This window comes from Parasphingorhabdus pacifica, from assembly GCF_054779195.1.
The window spans coordinates 276,494-293,109 of the sequence record NZ_BAAGYS010000014.1 but is presented as its reverse complement, the minus strand read 5'-3'; the positions used below and the strand labels follow the sequence as shown (position 1 = coordinate 293,109).

At 67.9% G+C, this 16,616-nt stretch carries 14 protein-coding genes and 2 tRNA genes; 6 read left to right on the top strand and 10 right to left on the bottom strand.

Annotated features, from left to right (window positions below):
• Nucleotides 1–36 precede the first annotated feature (36 nt).
• The 5 genes from ACYVAN_RS21550 to ACYVAN_RS21530 form a co-directional block, all read right to left on the bottom strand.
• The gene (locus ACYVAN_RS21550) at nt 37–570 is read right to left on the bottom strand and encodes a hypothetical protein (RefSeq protein WP_460962435.1); all 534 of its coding nucleotides are present in this window, start codon (nt 568–570) and stop codon (nt 37–39) included.
• Nucleotides 570–4,874: a WXG100-like domain-containing protein gene (locus ACYVAN_RS21545; protein ID WP_460962433.1), complete on the bottom strand. Its 4,305-nt coding sequence runs from the start codon at nt 4,872–4,874 to the stop codon at nt 570–572. Before ACYVAN_RS21545 ends, ACYVAN_RS21550 begins: the two co-directional genes overlap by 1 nt.
• Entirely contained in the window at nt 4,874–5,179 is a 306-nt protein-coding gene (locus tag ACYVAN_RS21540; RefSeq protein ID WP_460962431.1) for an ESX-1 secretion-associated protein, read from the bottom strand. Before ACYVAN_RS21540 ends, ACYVAN_RS21545 begins: the two co-directional genes overlap by 1 nt.
• 29 nt (nt 5,180–5,208) lie before the next feature.
• On the bottom strand, nt 5,209–5,769 hold the full coding sequence (locus tag ACYVAN_RS21535; protein ID WP_460962430.1) for a YbaB/EbfC family nucleoid-associated protein: 561 nt from the start codon (nt 5,767–5,769) through the stop codon (nt 5,209–5,211).
• 169 nt (nt 5,770–5,938) lie between these two features.
• The gene (locus ACYVAN_RS21530) at nt 5,939–6,745 is read right to left on the bottom strand and encodes an MBL fold metallo-hydrolase (protein WP_460962428.1); all 807 of its coding nucleotides are present in this window, start codon (nt 6,743–6,745) and stop codon (nt 5,939–5,941) included.
• A 234-nt stretch (nt 6,746–6,979) separates the two neighbouring features.
• Between ACYVAN_RS21530 and ACYVAN_RS21525 the strand changes: the two genes are divergently transcribed.
• From ACYVAN_RS21525 to ACYVAN_RS21515, 3 genes are all read left to right on the top strand, one after another.
• On the top strand, nt 6,980–7,450 hold the full coding sequence (locus ACYVAN_RS21525) for a ribose-5-phosphate isomerase (RefSeq protein WP_460962425.1): 471 nt from the start codon (nt 6,980–6,982) through the stop codon (nt 7,448–7,450).
• Nucleotides 7,451–7,466: 16 nt separating this feature from the next.
• Nucleotides 7,467–7,823: a hypothetical protein gene (locus tag ACYVAN_RS21520; protein ID WP_460962424.1), complete on the top strand. Its 357-nt coding sequence runs from the start codon at nt 7,467–7,469 to the stop codon at nt 7,821–7,823.
• Nucleotides 7,824–7,921: 98 nt separating this feature from the next.
• Nucleotides 7,922–8,731, top strand: a complete 810-nt coding sequence (locus tag ACYVAN_RS21515) for an Fpg/Nei family DNA glycosylase (protein ID WP_460962422.1) — start codon at nt 7,922–7,924, stop codon at nt 8,729–8,731.
• A 22-nt stretch (nt 8,732–8,753) separates the two neighbouring features.
• On the opposite strand, the gene ACYVAN_RS21510 is transcribed toward ACYVAN_RS21515, so the two are convergent.
• The 4 genes from ACYVAN_RS21510 to ACYVAN_RS21495 all read right to left on the bottom strand — a co-directional run bounded on the left by ACYVAN_RS21510 (nt 8,754) and on the right by ACYVAN_RS21495 (nt 12,374).
• Nucleotides 8,754–9,524 (bottom strand): hypothetical protein, encoded by a 771-nt coding sequence (locus ACYVAN_RS21510; RefSeq protein WP_460962420.1) that lies wholly within the window; start codon nt 9,522–9,524, stop codon nt 8,754–8,756.
• Nucleotides 9,525–9,719: 195 nt separating this feature from the next.
• Nucleotides 9,720–10,355, bottom strand: coding sequence for a 2'-5' RNA ligase family protein (locus ACYVAN_RS21505; RefSeq protein WP_460962418.1), 636 nt, complete (start codon nt 10,353–10,355; stop codon nt 9,720–9,722).
• Between the two features lie 87 nt (nt 10,356–10,442).
• Nucleotides 10,443–11,897 (bottom strand): MDR family MFS transporter, encoded by a 1,455-nt coding sequence (locus ACYVAN_RS21500; RefSeq protein WP_460962416.1) that lies wholly within the window; start codon nt 11,895–11,897, stop codon nt 10,443–10,445.
• A 406-nt stretch (nt 11,898–12,303) separates the two neighbouring features.
• Nucleotides 12,304–12,374, bottom strand: a tRNA-Gly gene (locus tag ACYVAN_RS21495).
• Nucleotides 12,375–12,660: 286 nt separating this feature from the next.
• Here ACYVAN_RS21495 and ACYVAN_RS21490 point away from each other — a divergent pair.
• Nucleotides 12,661–12,734 (top strand) — tRNA-Pro (locus tag ACYVAN_RS21490).
• Between the two features lie 406 nt (nt 12,735–13,140).
• Here the strand turns inward: ACYVAN_RS21490 and ACYVAN_RS21485 are convergent.
• A complete protein-coding gene (locus tag ACYVAN_RS21485) occupies nt 13,141–14,067 on the bottom strand; it encodes a sucrase ferredoxin (RefSeq protein ID WP_460962414.1) in 927 nt (308 codons plus the stop codon).
• A 203-nt stretch (nt 14,068–14,270) separates the two neighbouring features.
• Here ACYVAN_RS21485 and tig point away from each other — a divergent pair, with 203 nt between their 5' ends.
• Both tig and ACYVAN_RS21475 read left to right on the top strand, forming a co-directional pair.
• Nucleotides 14,271–15,662, top strand: coding sequence for a trigger factor (tig, locus tag ACYVAN_RS21480; RefSeq protein WP_460962412.1), 1,392 nt, complete (start codon nt 14,271–14,273; stop codon nt 15,660–15,662).
• 326 nt (nt 15,663–15,988) lie between these two features.
• Nucleotides 15,989–16,612: an ATP-dependent Clp protease proteolytic subunit gene (locus ACYVAN_RS21475; protein ID WP_460962410.1), complete on the top strand. Its 624-nt coding sequence runs from the start codon at nt 15,989–15,991 to the stop codon at nt 16,610–16,612.
• Nucleotides 16,613–16,616 lie beyond the last annotated feature (4 nt).

Here is a 16,616-nt window from a genome sequence, read left to right as displayed (position 1 = left end):
GTGGGCCGCGGATCAGCCGGTTGCCGTTGCTGGCATCTACTGCTCGCTGTCCGATTCGTCATGCTCTCGATACTCCTGTTCGAAGAGGCTAGCCTCGTCCAGGCGATCGCGGAGCCAGCTCGGAATGTGCTCTGGAACACGCGGAAACCGCTCTAGGTCCAGTGTGAACAACGTGGGGGCTACTGGCGGCGACCACTTTGGATCTTCGGTGTAGTTGAACCGGAAATCCGGAGTCATATTGCGCCGCAAGATGACGTGCAGGGAGAACCAGGTTCCGTTCTCGGGTTCGTACATCACAACGCGAAGGTGTCGCATAATCTCGGTCATGCCGGCAGGTAGTGGCATGAGCAATGAATCCCCGTTTAACATGGACCCGCTCATGTCCGCTTGGCAGATGGTACTGCTTGCCCGGAAGTCCATTCGGATTTCCGCCCAGTCTCTTGGGGCGTTAATCGTCAGCAGCTGCGTGGCTCGCTGGATGAGGAGGGCGTCCGAATCGACTTCTTCGTCCGGCAGCTGTGGCACATCGGTCCGCTCCGACGGCGTCGGATCCTCTGCTGGTCCGCTCATTACTTGTAGTCCTGCCATGGGCCGTGGTTGTAGTCGGGCCGGTTGGGGAATATGGCTTCCTTGTACTTGGGCATCCCGTTCTCGGTCTCGATCCAACGGTACGTCACCTCGGTCGGTATCCCGTCCCTGTCTCTCGAGGCGATCACTTCGATCCGGTCGACCCTGCATCCAGGCTTGGCCGCGTGCGCGGCGAGATCATCTTCAAGGCTCTTCCAGGAGGCTTCGTTGGTCATACCCTCCTTGTTGTGTCCGCTGTTCGAGGCGGCCATCTGCGGGAACATGTTGATGTACTCGCCGGGGCCGCCGGCGTTCTGCGCGGCCATATGCCCGCCGGCCCAACGCCGGTTCGGATACACCTCGCGCCCTTCGTCGCCAGCTTTGTCCTGAGAGGTCTTGTCACGACCGTAGAACGCCTCGGGGAGCTCAGACGGCGTGCCCTTGTAGTGGGGAACACCGGACATCCGTTCAGTCTGGCCGTGCTCGTTGGTGTTGAAGGTCCAGTTGTCGTCCACCCGGTACTGGGCGTTTCCTGCGGGATTACGTAGTTCCGGGTTTCGATGCCGCACGTATTCAGGCGCCGTGGTGTCGATCTCCGCCCATTTGAGTTTGCCGTCTCCGTCGGTGAAGAAGGTTCCTCTTCCCCGCACCTCGTACCGAGTGTTCGAGGCCAGTTGACCTCGTTCGGAGAGCGAGCTCAGCGTGGTCTGTGGGCCAAGCTCGCGGAGCGGCCCAGGATTCGAGTCATCGGGTATGGAGATCGGACTCTTTCCGGCTGGATCGTCCGCAGGCCGGGAGAACACCGAGTCGTTCGGCCGGTCCCAGGTGGTGACCGGGTCGGGCACTCGGTCGCTCGGTGGGGTCGTGCCGCCGTAGTGATCGGGAGCATCTGTCGGGGTCAGGGTGCGCAGAAGTCGTCGTTCGGGTGGGGCGTCGTAACCCCGCGCCTCGGCGTCCTCCGGAACTTCGCCGGGATCTTCGCCGTCGCGGGACGGGTGGAAGCCGTCGTTGCTGTCCGGGCGGCTCGTGCCGTCGGGGCTGTGGGTGTCCCAACCGCCGTCCGGTGGCCAGCCGGGGCGTCCGTCGGGGCCTATGCTGCTGGAGAAGACGCGGCCGTCGCTGTCGGTCCAGGCCAGGCCGCGTGGGGAGGTGACGTCGACGCCGAGTTCCCGGGACAGGTCTCGGGCCAGGCCGCTGTTGCCCGCGTCGCAGGAGAGCAGGCGTATGGGTTTGCCGTCCCAGTTCGGGTCGCGGCGGAGCATGTCGGCGAACTCTTCGGCGCTGAAGGTCTTGTCGCCGATGCGGACGCGGCCGTCGGGCAGTGCGTGGACGTCGACCGTGTGGTGGATGCCGTCGTCGGGCACGCGACGTGCGAGGTCCTGCATGTTCGGATCCTCGTGGTACGACGACCCGGAATCGGTGGACTGCCGGTGCCCTTCCGCCTCTTCGATCCGGTGTTGACGTTCGGGTGTGCCGGGTTCGGCGTCGCCGTCGCCCTTAGAACTCCGCGGATCGTCCGTGGGTTTCGGGTCGGCGTCGTTCGGGCGGCCCGGACCGTCGGTCGGCCGTCCGGGGCCTGCGGTGTCGGGAGACCGCACCGGGCCGGCGCTCGTGCCGTCCGGGCGGTTGTGCGCGGAGCCGGGCGTCGCCGGGGTCGGCTGACCGCCGTGCGGCGCGGGGGATCGAGTTGATTGCGAGCCGGTGTCCCGAGGCGTCTCCGGACCGGATGGCCGTGGACCGGTGGGCCGCTGCTGTCCCGGACCGTCCGGCCGGGACGGGTCAACCGGGCGCTGACCGGTAGGGGCGTCCGTGCGCGCGCTCGGACTCGTCGGCTGTGGTGTCCCGGAGCGGGAACCCGGCGCGTCCGGTCGTTGGCCGGATGGGCTGCCGGGATCGGCTCCGGGGCCGTCCTGACGGGGTGCGTTCGGTTTCGGCGGGGGCCCGTTGGCGGGTTGAGGCCCCGGCCGAGAAGGCTCGGGACGTTGCGCACCAACGCGACTGTCCGGGGCGTTTCCGGGGCCCTGCTGACCGGTGCTCGGGCGCTGCTGATCGGGCCCGTTCGACTGCGGACGGCCGGGCGCTCCGGGCTCCGGTCGCGATGCCCCCGGCCGAGTCGCCCCGTGTTGAGTCGCCCCGTGTTGAGTCGCCCCGTGTTGAGTCGATCCGTGTTGAGTCGAGGGAGTGCCGCTGGGGCGTTGCGGAGGCGGCGGTTGCGATCCGCGCGAGGGCGGGCCGCCCTCGGGACCGCGCGGTCGCGCCGAACCGTCGGGACCGCTGGGAGGACGCCCGGCAGCCGCGGGAGTACCGGGTGTCCCGGTCCAGCCCCCACCCGAGCCGGGGCGGTTGGTGCCACCTCCACCACTCGGTGCCGCGCCACCGGCTTGCCCAGCGCCCGCGGGGCTGCCGCCGCCCATTGGAGCTCCCGACGCGGGCTGGTCCTGGCGAGGCGCGCTCGGTGGCGGAGTGGACGAAGCCGCCGGAGCATCCGCACCGGGCGCAGTCGTTTGGGACGCGGTCGTTTGGGACGCGGTCGTGTCGGCCGCAGGGGCCGAGGAGCCGTCCAGCGTGCCGGAGTGCGAGCCACCGTTCGCGGGGAAGGATGCCCCGCTCGGCCCGCCGCCCACACCGGTTGAGGGAGACCCACCGACCGGAGCGGATCCACTGCCATCCGGGACGCCCGGATCCGAACCATAGCCGTCCGAGCGGGGAGTGGCGGGAGACGTGCCGCCGTCGGGTGCCGATTGGCCGGTAGCGCTCGGCGACTCGCTGCCGCCCGACGGGGCCGGGCCGCCGCTGTCCGAACCCGACCCGATGTCGGACGATCCGCTGTTGCCGGACCCGTTTCCGGGGCCATTGCTCGGTGACGGGGACGAGCTGTCGCCGGAGCTGGAGCCATTCCCGCCGTGATCCGGCTGGGCGGTGGAACCGTTACCGCCCGAGCCGGTGCTGCTGGCCCCGGAGCCGCTGGATTCGTAGCTGCCGGCCCCGCTGCTGTCGGCGCGAGTGGTGGGGCCGCCCGCGTCAGTGGGGGAGTGGGAGCCCGAACCGGAACCGGAGGCAGCCGGGCCACTGCTGGTTTCCGGCGAGGAACCGTCCGCATCGGCTCCGGAATTGGCAGCACCGGGGTCGTTGGCAGCACCGGGGTCGTTGGCAGAACCGGGGTCGCTGGAGGTGCCGGGATTGCTGGAGGAGTCACCCGAATCCGAGCTCCCGGTGTCGGAGTCTCCGGGGCCCGAGCTCTCCGACGAGCCCGAGCTCTCCGACGAGCCCGAGCTCTCCGAGTCGGAGTCGCCGTCATCGCCGGAGCCGAGGTCCGGCCCGCCGCCGGACCTGCTGTTGTGCCTGCCGACGACATCGGTGCCGAAGGTGTCGTCGAACTTCTTCCAGGCGCCTTCCGCGAAGTTGTCCGCGGTGTTGCCGCCGCCGTCGGCCACGAACTTCACGGCTTTGGCCGCCTTGGCGCCGAGGCTGTTGCCCTCGTCGATCCACTTGTTGACGTCGCCGAACTTGTCGCCGACCTTCCTGCCCGCCTTGCCGAGCGCCTCCATGATCTTGCCGAAGACCTCGACCATCTTGTCGAGCTTCGGCGCGACGTTGCTGATCGTCCTGGTCAGCTTTTGCACCATCTCGGTGATCTTCGTGACCGTCTTGGAGATGAACGCGGTGGCCTGGGCGACGATCACGGGGGTGCCGAGCCCGAACGTGCCGATCGCCTCCAGCGCGTAGGTGATCAGCCGACTCACGCAGTCCGCCACCAGGTCGCGGACGAATTCGCGGACGAACGAGACGACCTCGCCCATGATGGTCACGACCGAGCTGATCGTGTTCGCGAGTTCCGCGGCGCCGGCCAGCGCTTCGCCCTTCTCACCAGCGTGCTTGCGGTAGGCGTCCCCGGCGCTACCGGTCCATTCCGTGGTGTCGGCCGCGACCGCCTCCCGGTATTGGGTGGCCGCCTGCGCGACGGCTTCCGACACGTTCGTCCACGTCTGCCCGTAGGCCTTGACGCCGTCCGGATCACCCGCGAACCAGTCCAGGGCCTCTTGGAGCGGTTCGACGTGCTCGATCAGCCACGACACGCCGTACGACATCAGCGTGCCGATCGGGTCCACGGCCATGCTGACCGCTTCCATCGCCAGACCGCCGTAGGCCAGCCCGGATTCCACCCAGCTCGACCCGTCGTTCAAGGCCGTCACGTCGTGGACGGCCTCACCGAGGCCGAATCCCTTCAGACTCTCCGGCGTCGCGTTCGGATCCGCTGCCTCCTGCTCGGCGATGTCCTCTTCGGTGGAAACCAGCGGGTTCGACATCACCGCACCCCGCCGATGAGGTCACTGTTGCCGTCGTCGACCGCCTGGTAGTCCTCGGCCGAGCCACGGATGTTCTCGGCCGTTTCCTCCAACGCCTCCACGGCCTTCTTCAGCACGTTCACGCCGTGCGACTCGACCGGGTCGAGCAGCAGCGCGAACGGTTGGCACAGAATCCCGTAGGCATCGTTGGCCAACGTCACCTCCTGGGAAGCATCCACCGCAACGCCCAGCTGATCCACCACGCCATCCACTTTGGACGCATGGGTGCGCAGGCTTTCGATGACCACGTTCATCTTCTCGGCCATGACCAAGATCCCCTCAGTGGAAAGACGTGTCAGCGCAGGAACGACGCCCCGTCGTCGAAGTCGTCGTCGTCGAATTCGTCGGTCGGCTTCCCGCCGCGCGTCGGGGGCTGCTGGGGCGGGGGAGTGTGCGGCGGCGGCGAGGCGGAGTCGTCCTCGTTTCCGATGTCCATCTCCTGGATGCCGGAGGTCTGGGCCGCGCCCTGGTCTGCGTCGTCCTCCTCCGGGGCTTCCGGGAAGTTCCGGCGTGCCTCGCTCACGACGTGCTGGGCAGCGGTGTCCTCGGTGCCGACGGTGTCGGCGACGGCTTCCTGCATCAGATCGGGAAGTTTCGACTGGGCCAGCTGAACGGTGCGCATGATCTCGGTGGAAAGTTTGGCCATCGGCCGGTTCGCCGCCGCCTCGGACAGCTGCAACCCCTGGAGCAGCCCGTTAAAACCCACGGTCACCCGCACCGCGCCGTCGCGCGTTGATTCGGTCACGGAGATCTGCTCGACCCGCGATCGCATCGCGTCGAACTTCTGCGCCTTTTCCGCTGCGCGTTCCTGCCATTGCCGAACCATCTGTTCGGCGGCGTTCGCATCCTCAGGCACGAGTCCTCCCTCGTCCGCGATGTTTCCCCAGTCCTAGAGAATGACGATCGACGAACCGGAACGGTGCCCTCGAGCCGAGAATGACTCTGAAAGAATGGTGACGATGGGCCGAATGCAGCAACGAAAGAACTGTTGACGGCTGGAATTCCGCGCGATTCGCCCGCGCGGGTCACGGATTCGTGCGGCGGTCCAGTGCCATTCGAGTGGTCTCCGCCGGGAACGGGGACAGCCGCACCGCCTCTTCCGTCGTGGCCGTGGATTCGGCGACGCGACGGCACAGGTCGGCGAGAGTGCTGATTTCCGCACGCTGGGCTCGGACGAATTCGGGAGTCACCGGATGGCCGTGCCCGGGGACGACCGTCATGGGCCCCAACGCGAGCATCGCGTCCAAAGTGGAGGGCCAGGCCGCGGGGTGCGCGTCCTCGTAGTCGGGCGGTCCACCCTGCTCGACGAGGTCTCCGGCGAAGACCACGCCGGCATCCGCCACGGCGATGACGAGGTCGTGATCGGTATGCCCCGGTCCGAGGTGCCGCAGCGAGACCGAACGCCCACCGAGTTGGAGGTCGACCCCGGCGCCGACCGGATGATCGGGGAGCGCGGGTTCCGTGGCGGTCAGCGCCGCGGCGACCTCGGGGCGACCCTCGGCGCGGTAGTGCGCGACCCAGTGATCGCGTTGCCGGGCCGACGTTCGCGCCAGGAACTCCCCGCAACCCTCGTGCGCCCACACCGGCGCGGGCAGCAAAGCGGACGTACCGAAGCAGTGATCGAAATGGCCGTGGGTGAGCGCCACCTGCACCGGCAACGACGTCACGCGACGGACCGCTTCGGCCAACTCGGTGCCCTGCGTGTGGTCGCCCCGGGTGTCGATGACCAGGGCTTGTTCCTCGCCGACCACCAGGCCGACGGTGAGGTCGAGTTCGGCGTATCTGCGGATGAGGACACCGTCGCCGAGTTCCTGCCAACCGTGCAGCGTCATCGATCCTCCGAAGTCATCGCCCGCAACCGGGCCGGGTCGCCCATATGGAACAGATCGCCCATCGAGGGGCAAGTTGTTCACCGAGGGACAGACTGCCCGTCGAGGCGCATACCACTCCGGGCGGGGGAGCCTCCTGGCGCGGGTTTCGGGACGATCTTCCGAAAAGCTACCCCGAACCGTCCACCACCGGACCAGGGTTCCGCTGCCCGGCACACCGTTTGGCAGACTGCCGATGTGCGCGTCTACCTAGGTTCCGATCATGCAGGGTTCGAAGTCAAAAGCCACCTGGTCAAGTGGCTGACCGACAAGGGTTACGAGGTGACCGACGTCGGTCCCGCCGAATTCGACGCCCAGGACGACTACCCGCCGTTCTGCGTCGAAACGGCCCGCCGCGTGGTCGCCGATGAGGGCAGCCTCGGGCTGGTCCTCGGCGGCTCCGGCAACGGTGAGCAGATCGCGGCGAACAAGGTCCCCGGCGCCCGTGCCGCGCTGGCCTGGAACGTCGACACCGCGAAGCTGGCTCGTCAGCACAACAACGCGCTGCTGGCCGGCATCGGTGCTCGGATGCACCCGATCGAGGAGATCGAGAGCATCGTCGAGGCGTTCGTGACCACCGAGTTCGAGGGCGGCAGGCACCAGCGCCGGATCGAGATGCTCGCCGAGTACGAGACGACCGGCGAAGCCCCGGCCCTGCCCGGCGACTGAGCCCGGCCGGTCGATCATGAGCACGACACCCCCGGCCAACACGCTGCTCACGCCGCTGGCCGCGTTCGCGGGAACGTTGGCCGGGGTGCTCGTCCTCTTCTACGCCCAGGTCAGGATGGTGCCTGCGCTCGCGGGCGGCATCCAATCGATCTGTCGCCACCCGGACTGCGTCCTCGGGCTCGGCGTGTGGCTGATCGTCGGTGCGTTCGCCGCGCTGTGTGCCTCGGTGATCGTCTCGACGATCGTGGCGTTCCGGCATCGCCAACCCGCCGTCCGAGCGGCCCTGCGGCGGGGCATGTGGGTCAGCGGATGGTGCCTGCTGGCCTACGTGGTCGAATCCGCCGCCGTCTGGATGCTCGTCCTGGGCTCCTGAAGACGGGCGACGTGTCCGCCTGTGCACTCGCGGTCACCGCTGAAGGAGCGCGGTCACCGCCCGGGAGGAGCGCGGTCACCGCCGAGGGGAACGAGGTCATGCCCGAAGGTCACACGCTGCACCGGCTCGCCGAGCTGCATCACCGTCGCTACGCGGGGTGCGAGGTTCGCGTGGCCAGTCCACAGGGCAGGTTCGCGGGAAGCGCTTCCCTCCTGAACGGTTCGGTCCTGCAGCGAGCGGAGGCGCACGGCAAGCACCTGTTCCACGTCTACCGGCCGGATCAAGTGGTGCACGTGCACCTGGGGCTGTACGGGGCGTTCACGGAATTCCCGGTGCCCGAGGAAGAACCCCGCGGACAGGTGCGCATGCGCGTGGTCGGCGACACCCACGGCACGGACCTGCGCGGTCCGATCAAGTGCGAGCTGCTGACCGGCGCCGAGGTGACGGCGCTGCGCGAGAAGTTGGGGCCGGACCCACTGCGGGACGACGCCGAACCCGAGCGCGCGTGGCAGCGGATCTCCCGGTCGAAAACGAGCATCGCCGCGTTGCTGATGGACCAGAAGATCCTGGCCGGAGTGGGCAACGTGTACCGGGCCGAAGTCTTGTTCCGGCACGGCATCCCGCCGCACACACCCGGGCGTGGGCTCGGCCATGAGCGGTGGCGGTCGATCTGGGCCGATCTCGCCGAGTTGATGGCTCACGGAGTTCGGGTGGGCCGGATCGACACCGTGCGTCCGGAGCACGACCCCGTGGTCACCGGTCGGGCACCTCGCCAGGACAGACACGGCGGGGAGGTCTACGTCTACCGGCGTGCTGCGGCGCCCTGCCTAGTGTGCGGGACGGCGGTGGCGACGGCCGAACTCGCGGCGCGCAAGCTCTATTGGTGCCCCTCCTGCCAGGCCGGGTGACCTTTCACCCCGCGTCAGGCAATCAGAAGCCGAAGCCGTCGAAGCCACCCATGTCGAAGTCGTCAAAGCCCGTGTCACCGGCTCCGTCCGCGCCGGCGTCCTCCATACCGGCTTCGTCCATGCCGGCTTCGTCCATCCCGCCGGCGTCCGCACCGGCCTCCGGCGAAGCGGCCGCCGCGGGCACTCCGGCCATGCCGCTGAACAGCGCACCGGCCAGCAGGAACGATCCGACTCCCCACGTGCCCGCGACCAGCGCCGGGCGCCACCACGGTTCGCTGTACCAGCCCTGCGGTACGGGACGCCCGGCCACGCGGCCACCGGGGTAGTAGTGCGGGGTCCGCTCGGTCGGTTCCGGAGAGGCGGCCTGCTGCCTGCCCTCCACCTCGACCTCACGGAACTCGGTGACCTTGCCCGCATTGCGCTGCTCGGTCGACTCGGGCAGCTCGGGGCCCGGATCCAGATCCATGGCGGTCCTAGCGGCCCGAACGTAGTAGAGGCCTTCGAGAGCCGTCTGAGTGGTCAACCGACACTGCTCGACGGAAGTGGCCTGCTCCATCTGCGACCCGGCCGCGTTGTGCCGCTCCGAAGCATCGGCAAGGGCCTGCTTGGCGGCGTCGTTGGTGCCGACGAGGTTGAGCACCTGTCCGCTGAGCCGCTCGATCCAGCGTCGCGCTTCGGCCGCGGCATTGTCGAACTCGCGTTGGTGGTGGGCAGCGGCTTGCCTCCGAGACCACCACACCGCACCGATGATCACCAACGCGGCGATGACGATGACGAGGAGCGCGGTCTCCATGACAGCCTCCGATGCGCTACCGGACGTTCGTACCCCTACCGTTTTCGGATGATTCCGACGATACGCCCATCCGTTGCGGGCGCGAACGGCTCTCCCCGGGCTCGTGGGTGATGTTCCGCGGCCGCGCACGCAACGGACCACCCCGAGCCACATTTACGAGGAACTTCTTCGCCGGTGGCCGGTCGGATGCCGGATTCAGCCGCCGAACGGAACCCGCGCGACCGTCTCCCACTCGGAACACGAGTGATCCCGGTTCAGCCTGACCAACGACATCTCGGGCACCTTGACGGTGACCGGATCGACGATCGTGGCGCCGAGCGTGGCGACGGCGAACACGGCCGGTCCCTCGGTGGTGGAGTGGGCGAGGCTGACGTGCTGGTCCACGTCCTCGGGTTCGGCGGGAACCTCGGCACCGCCCAGCGCCTGCCCGATCGCTTCCCGCACGGAGGCGCGGAGTTCGAGCAATGTGGACTGCGGCTCGGCAGGCAGGGCCAACGATTCCGGCAGCACGATCGCCCGGTGGAAAGCCAGCGACGGCGCCGGAATCTCCGCCAATCGCTCGCGGGTGGTCGCCACGGTCCGCTCCACCTGTTCGTCGGAGAGCTCGTCGGCGAAACCGACCTCCTGCACGACGATGTGCATCCACTCCAACGGCATGAGATCGAAACCGGGGAGGTCCACCAATGCGTACTGGTACTGGTTCGCCAGTTGGCGAAGCCCGTTCTCCGCCCCCAACGTCAGTAGCCAGGCGTAGCTTCTGCGCCCGGAGTACCAGCCGGTTCGCCAGCGGGTGTGGTTGCGGACCTGGTCGGCGTGTGGAATGTCGGTCACCCTTCAAATGGTGCACCCGGAACGCGCTTTGTGGGGCGACCTTGACCTATCTCACGCGGGTGTCGCCCGGTTGTGATTCCGCCGTTCTCAGCCACTCGAAGCCGGTGTGGATTCGGGCTCTCGCGGATGGTCCAACGTGGCGGCCGCGTCCGAGTCCCGGACGAGCCAGGAGATCGCGAAGCCGAGCAGTCCGGCCAGCGCAGCCGGGATGAAAGCACCGTTGTACGCGTCCATCCGGACCCGGAGGACCTGGTCGGCGGCGGACGGATCCACACCGGACATCCCGGAGGTGGTGAGCACCACGAGCACGGTGGCCACGATAGCGGTGCCGAGCGCGGTCGCGACCTGCCTGCTGACGTTGAACATCGAACTGGCATGCCCCATCGAGGTGGGTGAAACCTGGGCGAACGCCGCTGTTTGCAGCGGTGTCATCAACAACCCCATCGCGGTCCCCTGCAACAGAAGCAGCCCGACGACCAAGGTGAGGGGAGTGCGCACGTCCAACAGCTGCATACCGGCCGCGACCGCGATTTGGGTCGCGAACCCGAGCAGCAGCAGGCGCCTCGGACCGACCCTGCCGTACACGCGGCTGATCACCTGTGTGACCAACAGCATCATCAGGGCCTGCGGTGTCAGGGTAAGTCCGGCCGTCATGGGGGAGATGCCCCGCAGGTTCTGCAGGTACAGCGGAATCAGGAACAGCATGCTGAACATCGCGGTGGTCGAACACATGAGCAGCGCGTTACCCGTGCCGAACATCCGATTGCCGAGCAGCCGTACGTTGAGCATCGGGGCCGTCGTGTTCAGCTCCCGCCAGATCAGCGCGAGTATCAGCACCACAGCGGCACCGAGGATGATCCAGACCGTGGGCGCACCCCAGCCGGACTGCGCGCCCCGGTCGAGGCCGTACAGCAGGCACGCCAGCCCACCGCCGGCGAACACGAACCCCGGGAAGTCGAACCTGCCTGGGCGGTCCTGCCGCTCCTCCCGCAGGAAGATCACGGTGAAGGCCAGTGCGATCGCGCCGACCGGCACGTTGATGAAGAAGATCCACCGCCAGCTCGCGTAGTCCACCAACGCCCCGCCCAGCACCGGACCGAGCATCGGTGCGACGGTGATCGGGATCGCGAGTACCGCCGAAGCCTTGGCCCGCTCGTTGGCGGGGAAGGCGCGGAAGAGCATCGCCTGACCGACCGGCACGAGCATGCCGCCCCCGACACCCTGCAGCACCCGGGCGGCGATCAGCATCCACATCTCGGTGGAAAGACCGCACAACACCGATGCGAGCGTGAAGATCACCACGGCCGACTGGAAGGTCCGTTTGCTGCCGAAGCGGTCGGCGAGCCAGCCGGAGGAGGGGATGAACACCGCGAGGCTGATCATGTATCCGGTCAACACCCACTGCAGGGTGCCCTCGCCGACCTGGAATTCCCGGCCGAGCGTCGCCAGCGCGACGTTCAGGATCGTGATGTCGAACAGCTGCATGACCAAGCCGAGCACGAACGTGATCCCGACCAGCCACTTGTATTCGAGCCGTCGCAACAGCCAACTCCAGGTTCGATGTGTCGTGCTTCGTGCCGCTCCGGTGAACCGGCCAATCCACGCCCGATCGTTGCTACCCGTCCGGAGTGCTGCCTTCCGTTCGGTACAGCGCGGCGACCTCGGTGGCGCGCAGGCCGGACCCGCGCAGGCCGGACCCGCGCAGGTCGGACCCGGCGCAGCCGGACCACGTCTCCGGCTGCCTCCCCAGCGCGCGGACCCCAGTGGACGGAACTCACCCGGCCGTGAGCATGCTTCATCTCACGAACAACGGCCAACTCATTTCCATTCCGAAACACCGCTGAGCGTCACCTCGGTGGCGCTCGTGGCCGTGGGGAAGGCGAGGGCGCACGTGACAGGCGCACATAGAAGGGCCCTGCCCGCGAATCGCGAGCAGGGCCCTTCTCGGAGCGGGCGACGGGAATCGAACCCGCGTAGCCAGTTTGGAAGACTGGGGCTCTACCATTGAGCTACGCCCGCATGCTTGTTCGAGTGCTTGTTCGAGCTCAGCACCGAACTTGATCCATCATGCCTGATGCCTCGGGGATGAGTCCAGCGGGGGGTATGTCGGATCACATCCGTCGGGTCGACCGCAGGGCAGAACCGGTGGATCAGGCCCGTCGGCTTGGCCCGGTGGATCAGGCCCGGTGGATCAAGCTTTGTGGAGTTGTTCGGGTCCGTTCTCGACCTTGCTGTTCCAAGCTTAACGGGTCGCGATAGGGTCTCCGCAACACACCCCGGCGTTGAGGGTGTGTTGCAGCTCGGACGGGGTGTAGCGCAGCTTGGTAGCGCACTCGCTTTGGGTGCGAGGGGCCGTGGGTTCAAATCCCGCCACCCCGACGCTGCGATCGGCCACCCGCGCACAGCGCGGGTGGCCGATTTTTTCGCGAATCTCCCCGCCGGTCCGAGCCCGCCGGTCCGAGCCCGCCGGTCCGAGCCCGCCGGTCCGATTCCCGCCGACCACGCCGGATCACTCTCGGTGATGCCGCCTGTTCGATTCGCACGGTTGGTAACGATTGGCCGGATCGGCTCGATGGTCCCGGCGTGCACGATGGCACTCGAACTCACGGGCGTGGACAGCGATCACCGATACCCGCCGCGGTGGTGGGCGTGGTGCTGGGTGCCGCCTCACTGGGACTGGTCGGCGTTTCGATCTTCGTGGAGGGGCCGCGGACGCAGCTGCCGCAGCCCTCCGGCGGGATCGTCACGGCAGTGACACCCACCGACATGGGAGGTGCCGGAGCCGCTATTCCGGAACCTTGACGACGTGGGTGACCACGAACGCGCTCTGGTCGGCGGGTTCCTTGCCGCAGCTGTTCGGCCTGGGCGGTTCGAGTCGCCGCTCCTGCACGGTGACGAGCCATCGGCGCCCGTCCTGATGCGCCAGGAGTACTCGATCACCGGCCTCGTTCTCGATCCGCAACGCATCGACCAGCGGTTCGCCGACGTGCTCACGCACCGCGAGCTCGGCGGACTGCCCACGGGGTGACCACGTGGACCGGCCGCGGCAATGCTCGATGCTGACCTTTCCCGAAGCCGCTGCCGAAAGCGCCGCGTCCGCGCTGGGAGCGGTCATCTGCCCGTAGGTGAATCCACTGGGCAGCAGCACCGTGGCCGGGGCGAATCGGTGGCCGCCGGTGTGCGTCGTCTCCCAGACCGACTCCCCGTGGCGGTCGCCCAGCTCGTCGAGGAGCAGGCGTCCCCGGATCGCGCAACACCGGTCGCGTCGCCCGTTCGTGCACACCAGGAGCAGCGGGTCGTGGACGGGGACGCCGAGGTCGTCGTGTTCGCCCTGCGCGATCCGGTCGAAATCGAGGGCGAGGAGCTCCGTCGCATCGGTGACCTCCCAGCCGCGCAACCAGCACCGCTCCGGATGGGTGTGGGCGAGGTAGACCCGCCGGGGTGCGGCCGTGCCGGTGTCCGGATGTTTGCCGGTGCGCCGGATCAGCTGGACCCGTACACCGCTGCGCGCCGCGCGGTCGGCGAGCGCCTGCCCGACCGCCGGATCGAGGTGGCTCCGCAGCAGCGCGTCGGAGCCCCACGGGCCGGGCTGCTCCAGGCACAGCCAGGTGCTCGCCACGGCCGCGGTGCCCGGTCGCGGCTCGGCCCACTCGCGGGCCAGCGCCGAGCAGGTGGCGAGGTCGGAGGTCGACCCGGTTGGTGTTGCGTGCACATCTCCACTGAAGCACGTTCGCGGAGGGGTGGCCGCTCGCAGGGCGCGATGCCTGCCGAAAAGGGCGTTGTGGGAACCCCCGACCAGGACCGCTCCGCGGGAAGCAATAGACTCGGTGGTCAGCCCGGCATTGACGGAGCAGGGCCGACCTGTTCCATGCCGTATGTGCCGGGGTTCGAAGCACGTTCGCACTAGGAGACCACGTGAAGAGCACCGTCGAGCACCTGAGCCCGACGCGCGTACGGATCAACGTCGAGGTGCCGTTCGACGAGCTCAAGCCGAACTTCGACCGCGCGTACCAGTCATTGGCCAAGCAGGTTCGGATCCCGGGCTTCCGGCCGGGCAAGGCGCCCTCGAAGGTACTGGAGAGCCGCATCGGTCGGGCCCCCGTGCTCGACGAGGTCGTCAACGAGGCGGTTCCGGCCAAGTACCTCGAAGCTGTCAACGGCACCGAGATGCGCACCCTCGGTCGGCCCGAGATCGAGGTCACCAAGATCGAGGACGGCGAAGAGATCGCGTTCACCGCAGAGGTCGACGTCCGCCCGGAAATCACCATTCCGGCTTTCGGTGAGCTGTCGGTTTCGGTCGACGACGTCGAGGTCACCGAAGACGAGGTTTCGGAGCAGCTCGACGAGCTGCGTGCCCGTTTCGGCACGCTCACCGGTGTTGACCGGCCGGCGCAGAACGGCGATTTCGTCAGCATCGACCTCTCGGCCACCGTCGACGGCAACGAGGTCGAGGAAGCGCAGACCAGCGGCCTGTCCTACGAGATCGGCTCGGGTCAGCTGATCGACGGCATCGACGACGCGCTGATCGGCGCGAGCGAGGGTGAGACCAAGACGTTCACCACCAAGCTCGTGGCCGGCGAGTACGCCGGTCAGGACGCTGAGGTGACGGTCAAGCTGAACTCCGTCAAGGAGCGCCAGCTGCCCGAGGCCGACGACGAGTTCGCCCAGATGGCCAGCGAGTTCGACACCGCCGAAGGACTCATCGAGGACCTGCGCGAGCGGCTGGGCCGGGTCAAGAAGATGCAGCAGGGCATGCAGGCCAGGGACAAGATCCTGGACGCACTGCTGGAGACCATCGACGTCCCGCTGCCCGAGAGCGTCGTCCAGTCCGAGGTCGAGACTCGCCAGCACGACGCGGTGCACCCGTTCGAGCACGACGAAGAGCGCTTCGCCGCATCGCTCGAGGAGCAGGGCAAGACCCGCGAGGAGTTCGACGCCGAGACTCGTGAGGAAGCCGAGAAGGCTGTCCGCACCCAGCTGGTGCTCGACACCATCGCGGACAACGAGGACGTCAACGTCTCGGACAACGAGCTGACCGAACGGATCATCTACCAGGCGCAGCGGTTCGGCGTGAGCCCCGACCAGTATGTCCAGCAGGCCCAGGAGTCCGGCCAGCTCGGCGCGATCTACGCCGACGTCCGGCGCAGCAAGGCCCTGTTCTCGGTGGTTCGGCAGGCCACGGTCAGCGACGAGGCGGGCAACACGCTCGACCTCGACGAGCTGTTCGGCCAGCAGGACGACTCCGAGGAGACCCCTGATCAGGTCGAGGGCAGCGTCGAGGAGCAGTCCACCGCGAAGGCGGACTGACCCTTCCGACGACGGGTGACCTCGTGGGCCGCGCTCGTTTTCGAGCGGCGCGAGCTCTCCGGACGTCCGGTGGAGGAGCCGCGGGCTTCTCGGACTCGTTCGGGCGAAGGGACCCGAGCCCGACTGGCGGGTTCGAAAAACATGCTCTAAGCGAAAGTGGGCGGTACCGGGAAGCTGGTACCGCCCACGTTCGTTAGGGTCGGTTGTAGCGGATCACCCGTAAGGGAAAGCACGACGTGCCACGAAGTCCCGGCTGGACAGGCCGATGGCCGGGTCCATTGTGGAAGATCGTGGAAGAGGCCCACTGTGGGAGAAGGCAGGGAGACGTGACGCAACACCTGACTCACCCGGCGTCCGACGCGCAGTCGCCGCAAATGCGGTCGACGAACGGACTCTCGCTCAACGACTCGGTGTACGAGCGGTTGCTGCGGGAGCGCATCATCCTTCTCGGCTCCCAGGTCGAGGACACGATCGCCAACCAGATCTGCTCCCAGCTGATCCTGTTGGCGGCCGAGGACCCGGAGCGGGACATCTCGCTCTACATCAACTCGCCCGGCGGTTCGGTCACCGCCGGCATGGCGATCTACGACACCATGCAGCTGATCAAGCCCGACGTGGCGACGGTTGCCATGGGCTTCGCGGCTTCGATGGGTCAGTTCCTGCTCTCGGCAGGTGCCAAGGGCAAGCGTTTCGCGCTGCCGCACGCGCGGGTCATGATGCACCAGCCGTCGGCCGGACTGGGCGGTACGGCATCGGACATCAAGATCCAGTCGGAGGTCTTCTCCAAGCACAAGCGGGAGATGGCCGAGCTGATCGCGGCGCAGACCGGTCAGACCGTCGAGAAGATCATCGCCGACTCGGACCGCGACCGCTGGTTCACGGCCGATGAGGCGCGCGAGTACGGATTCGTGGACCACCTCGCCAACCGAGCCAACCTGCCGAGCAGCTGAAAGC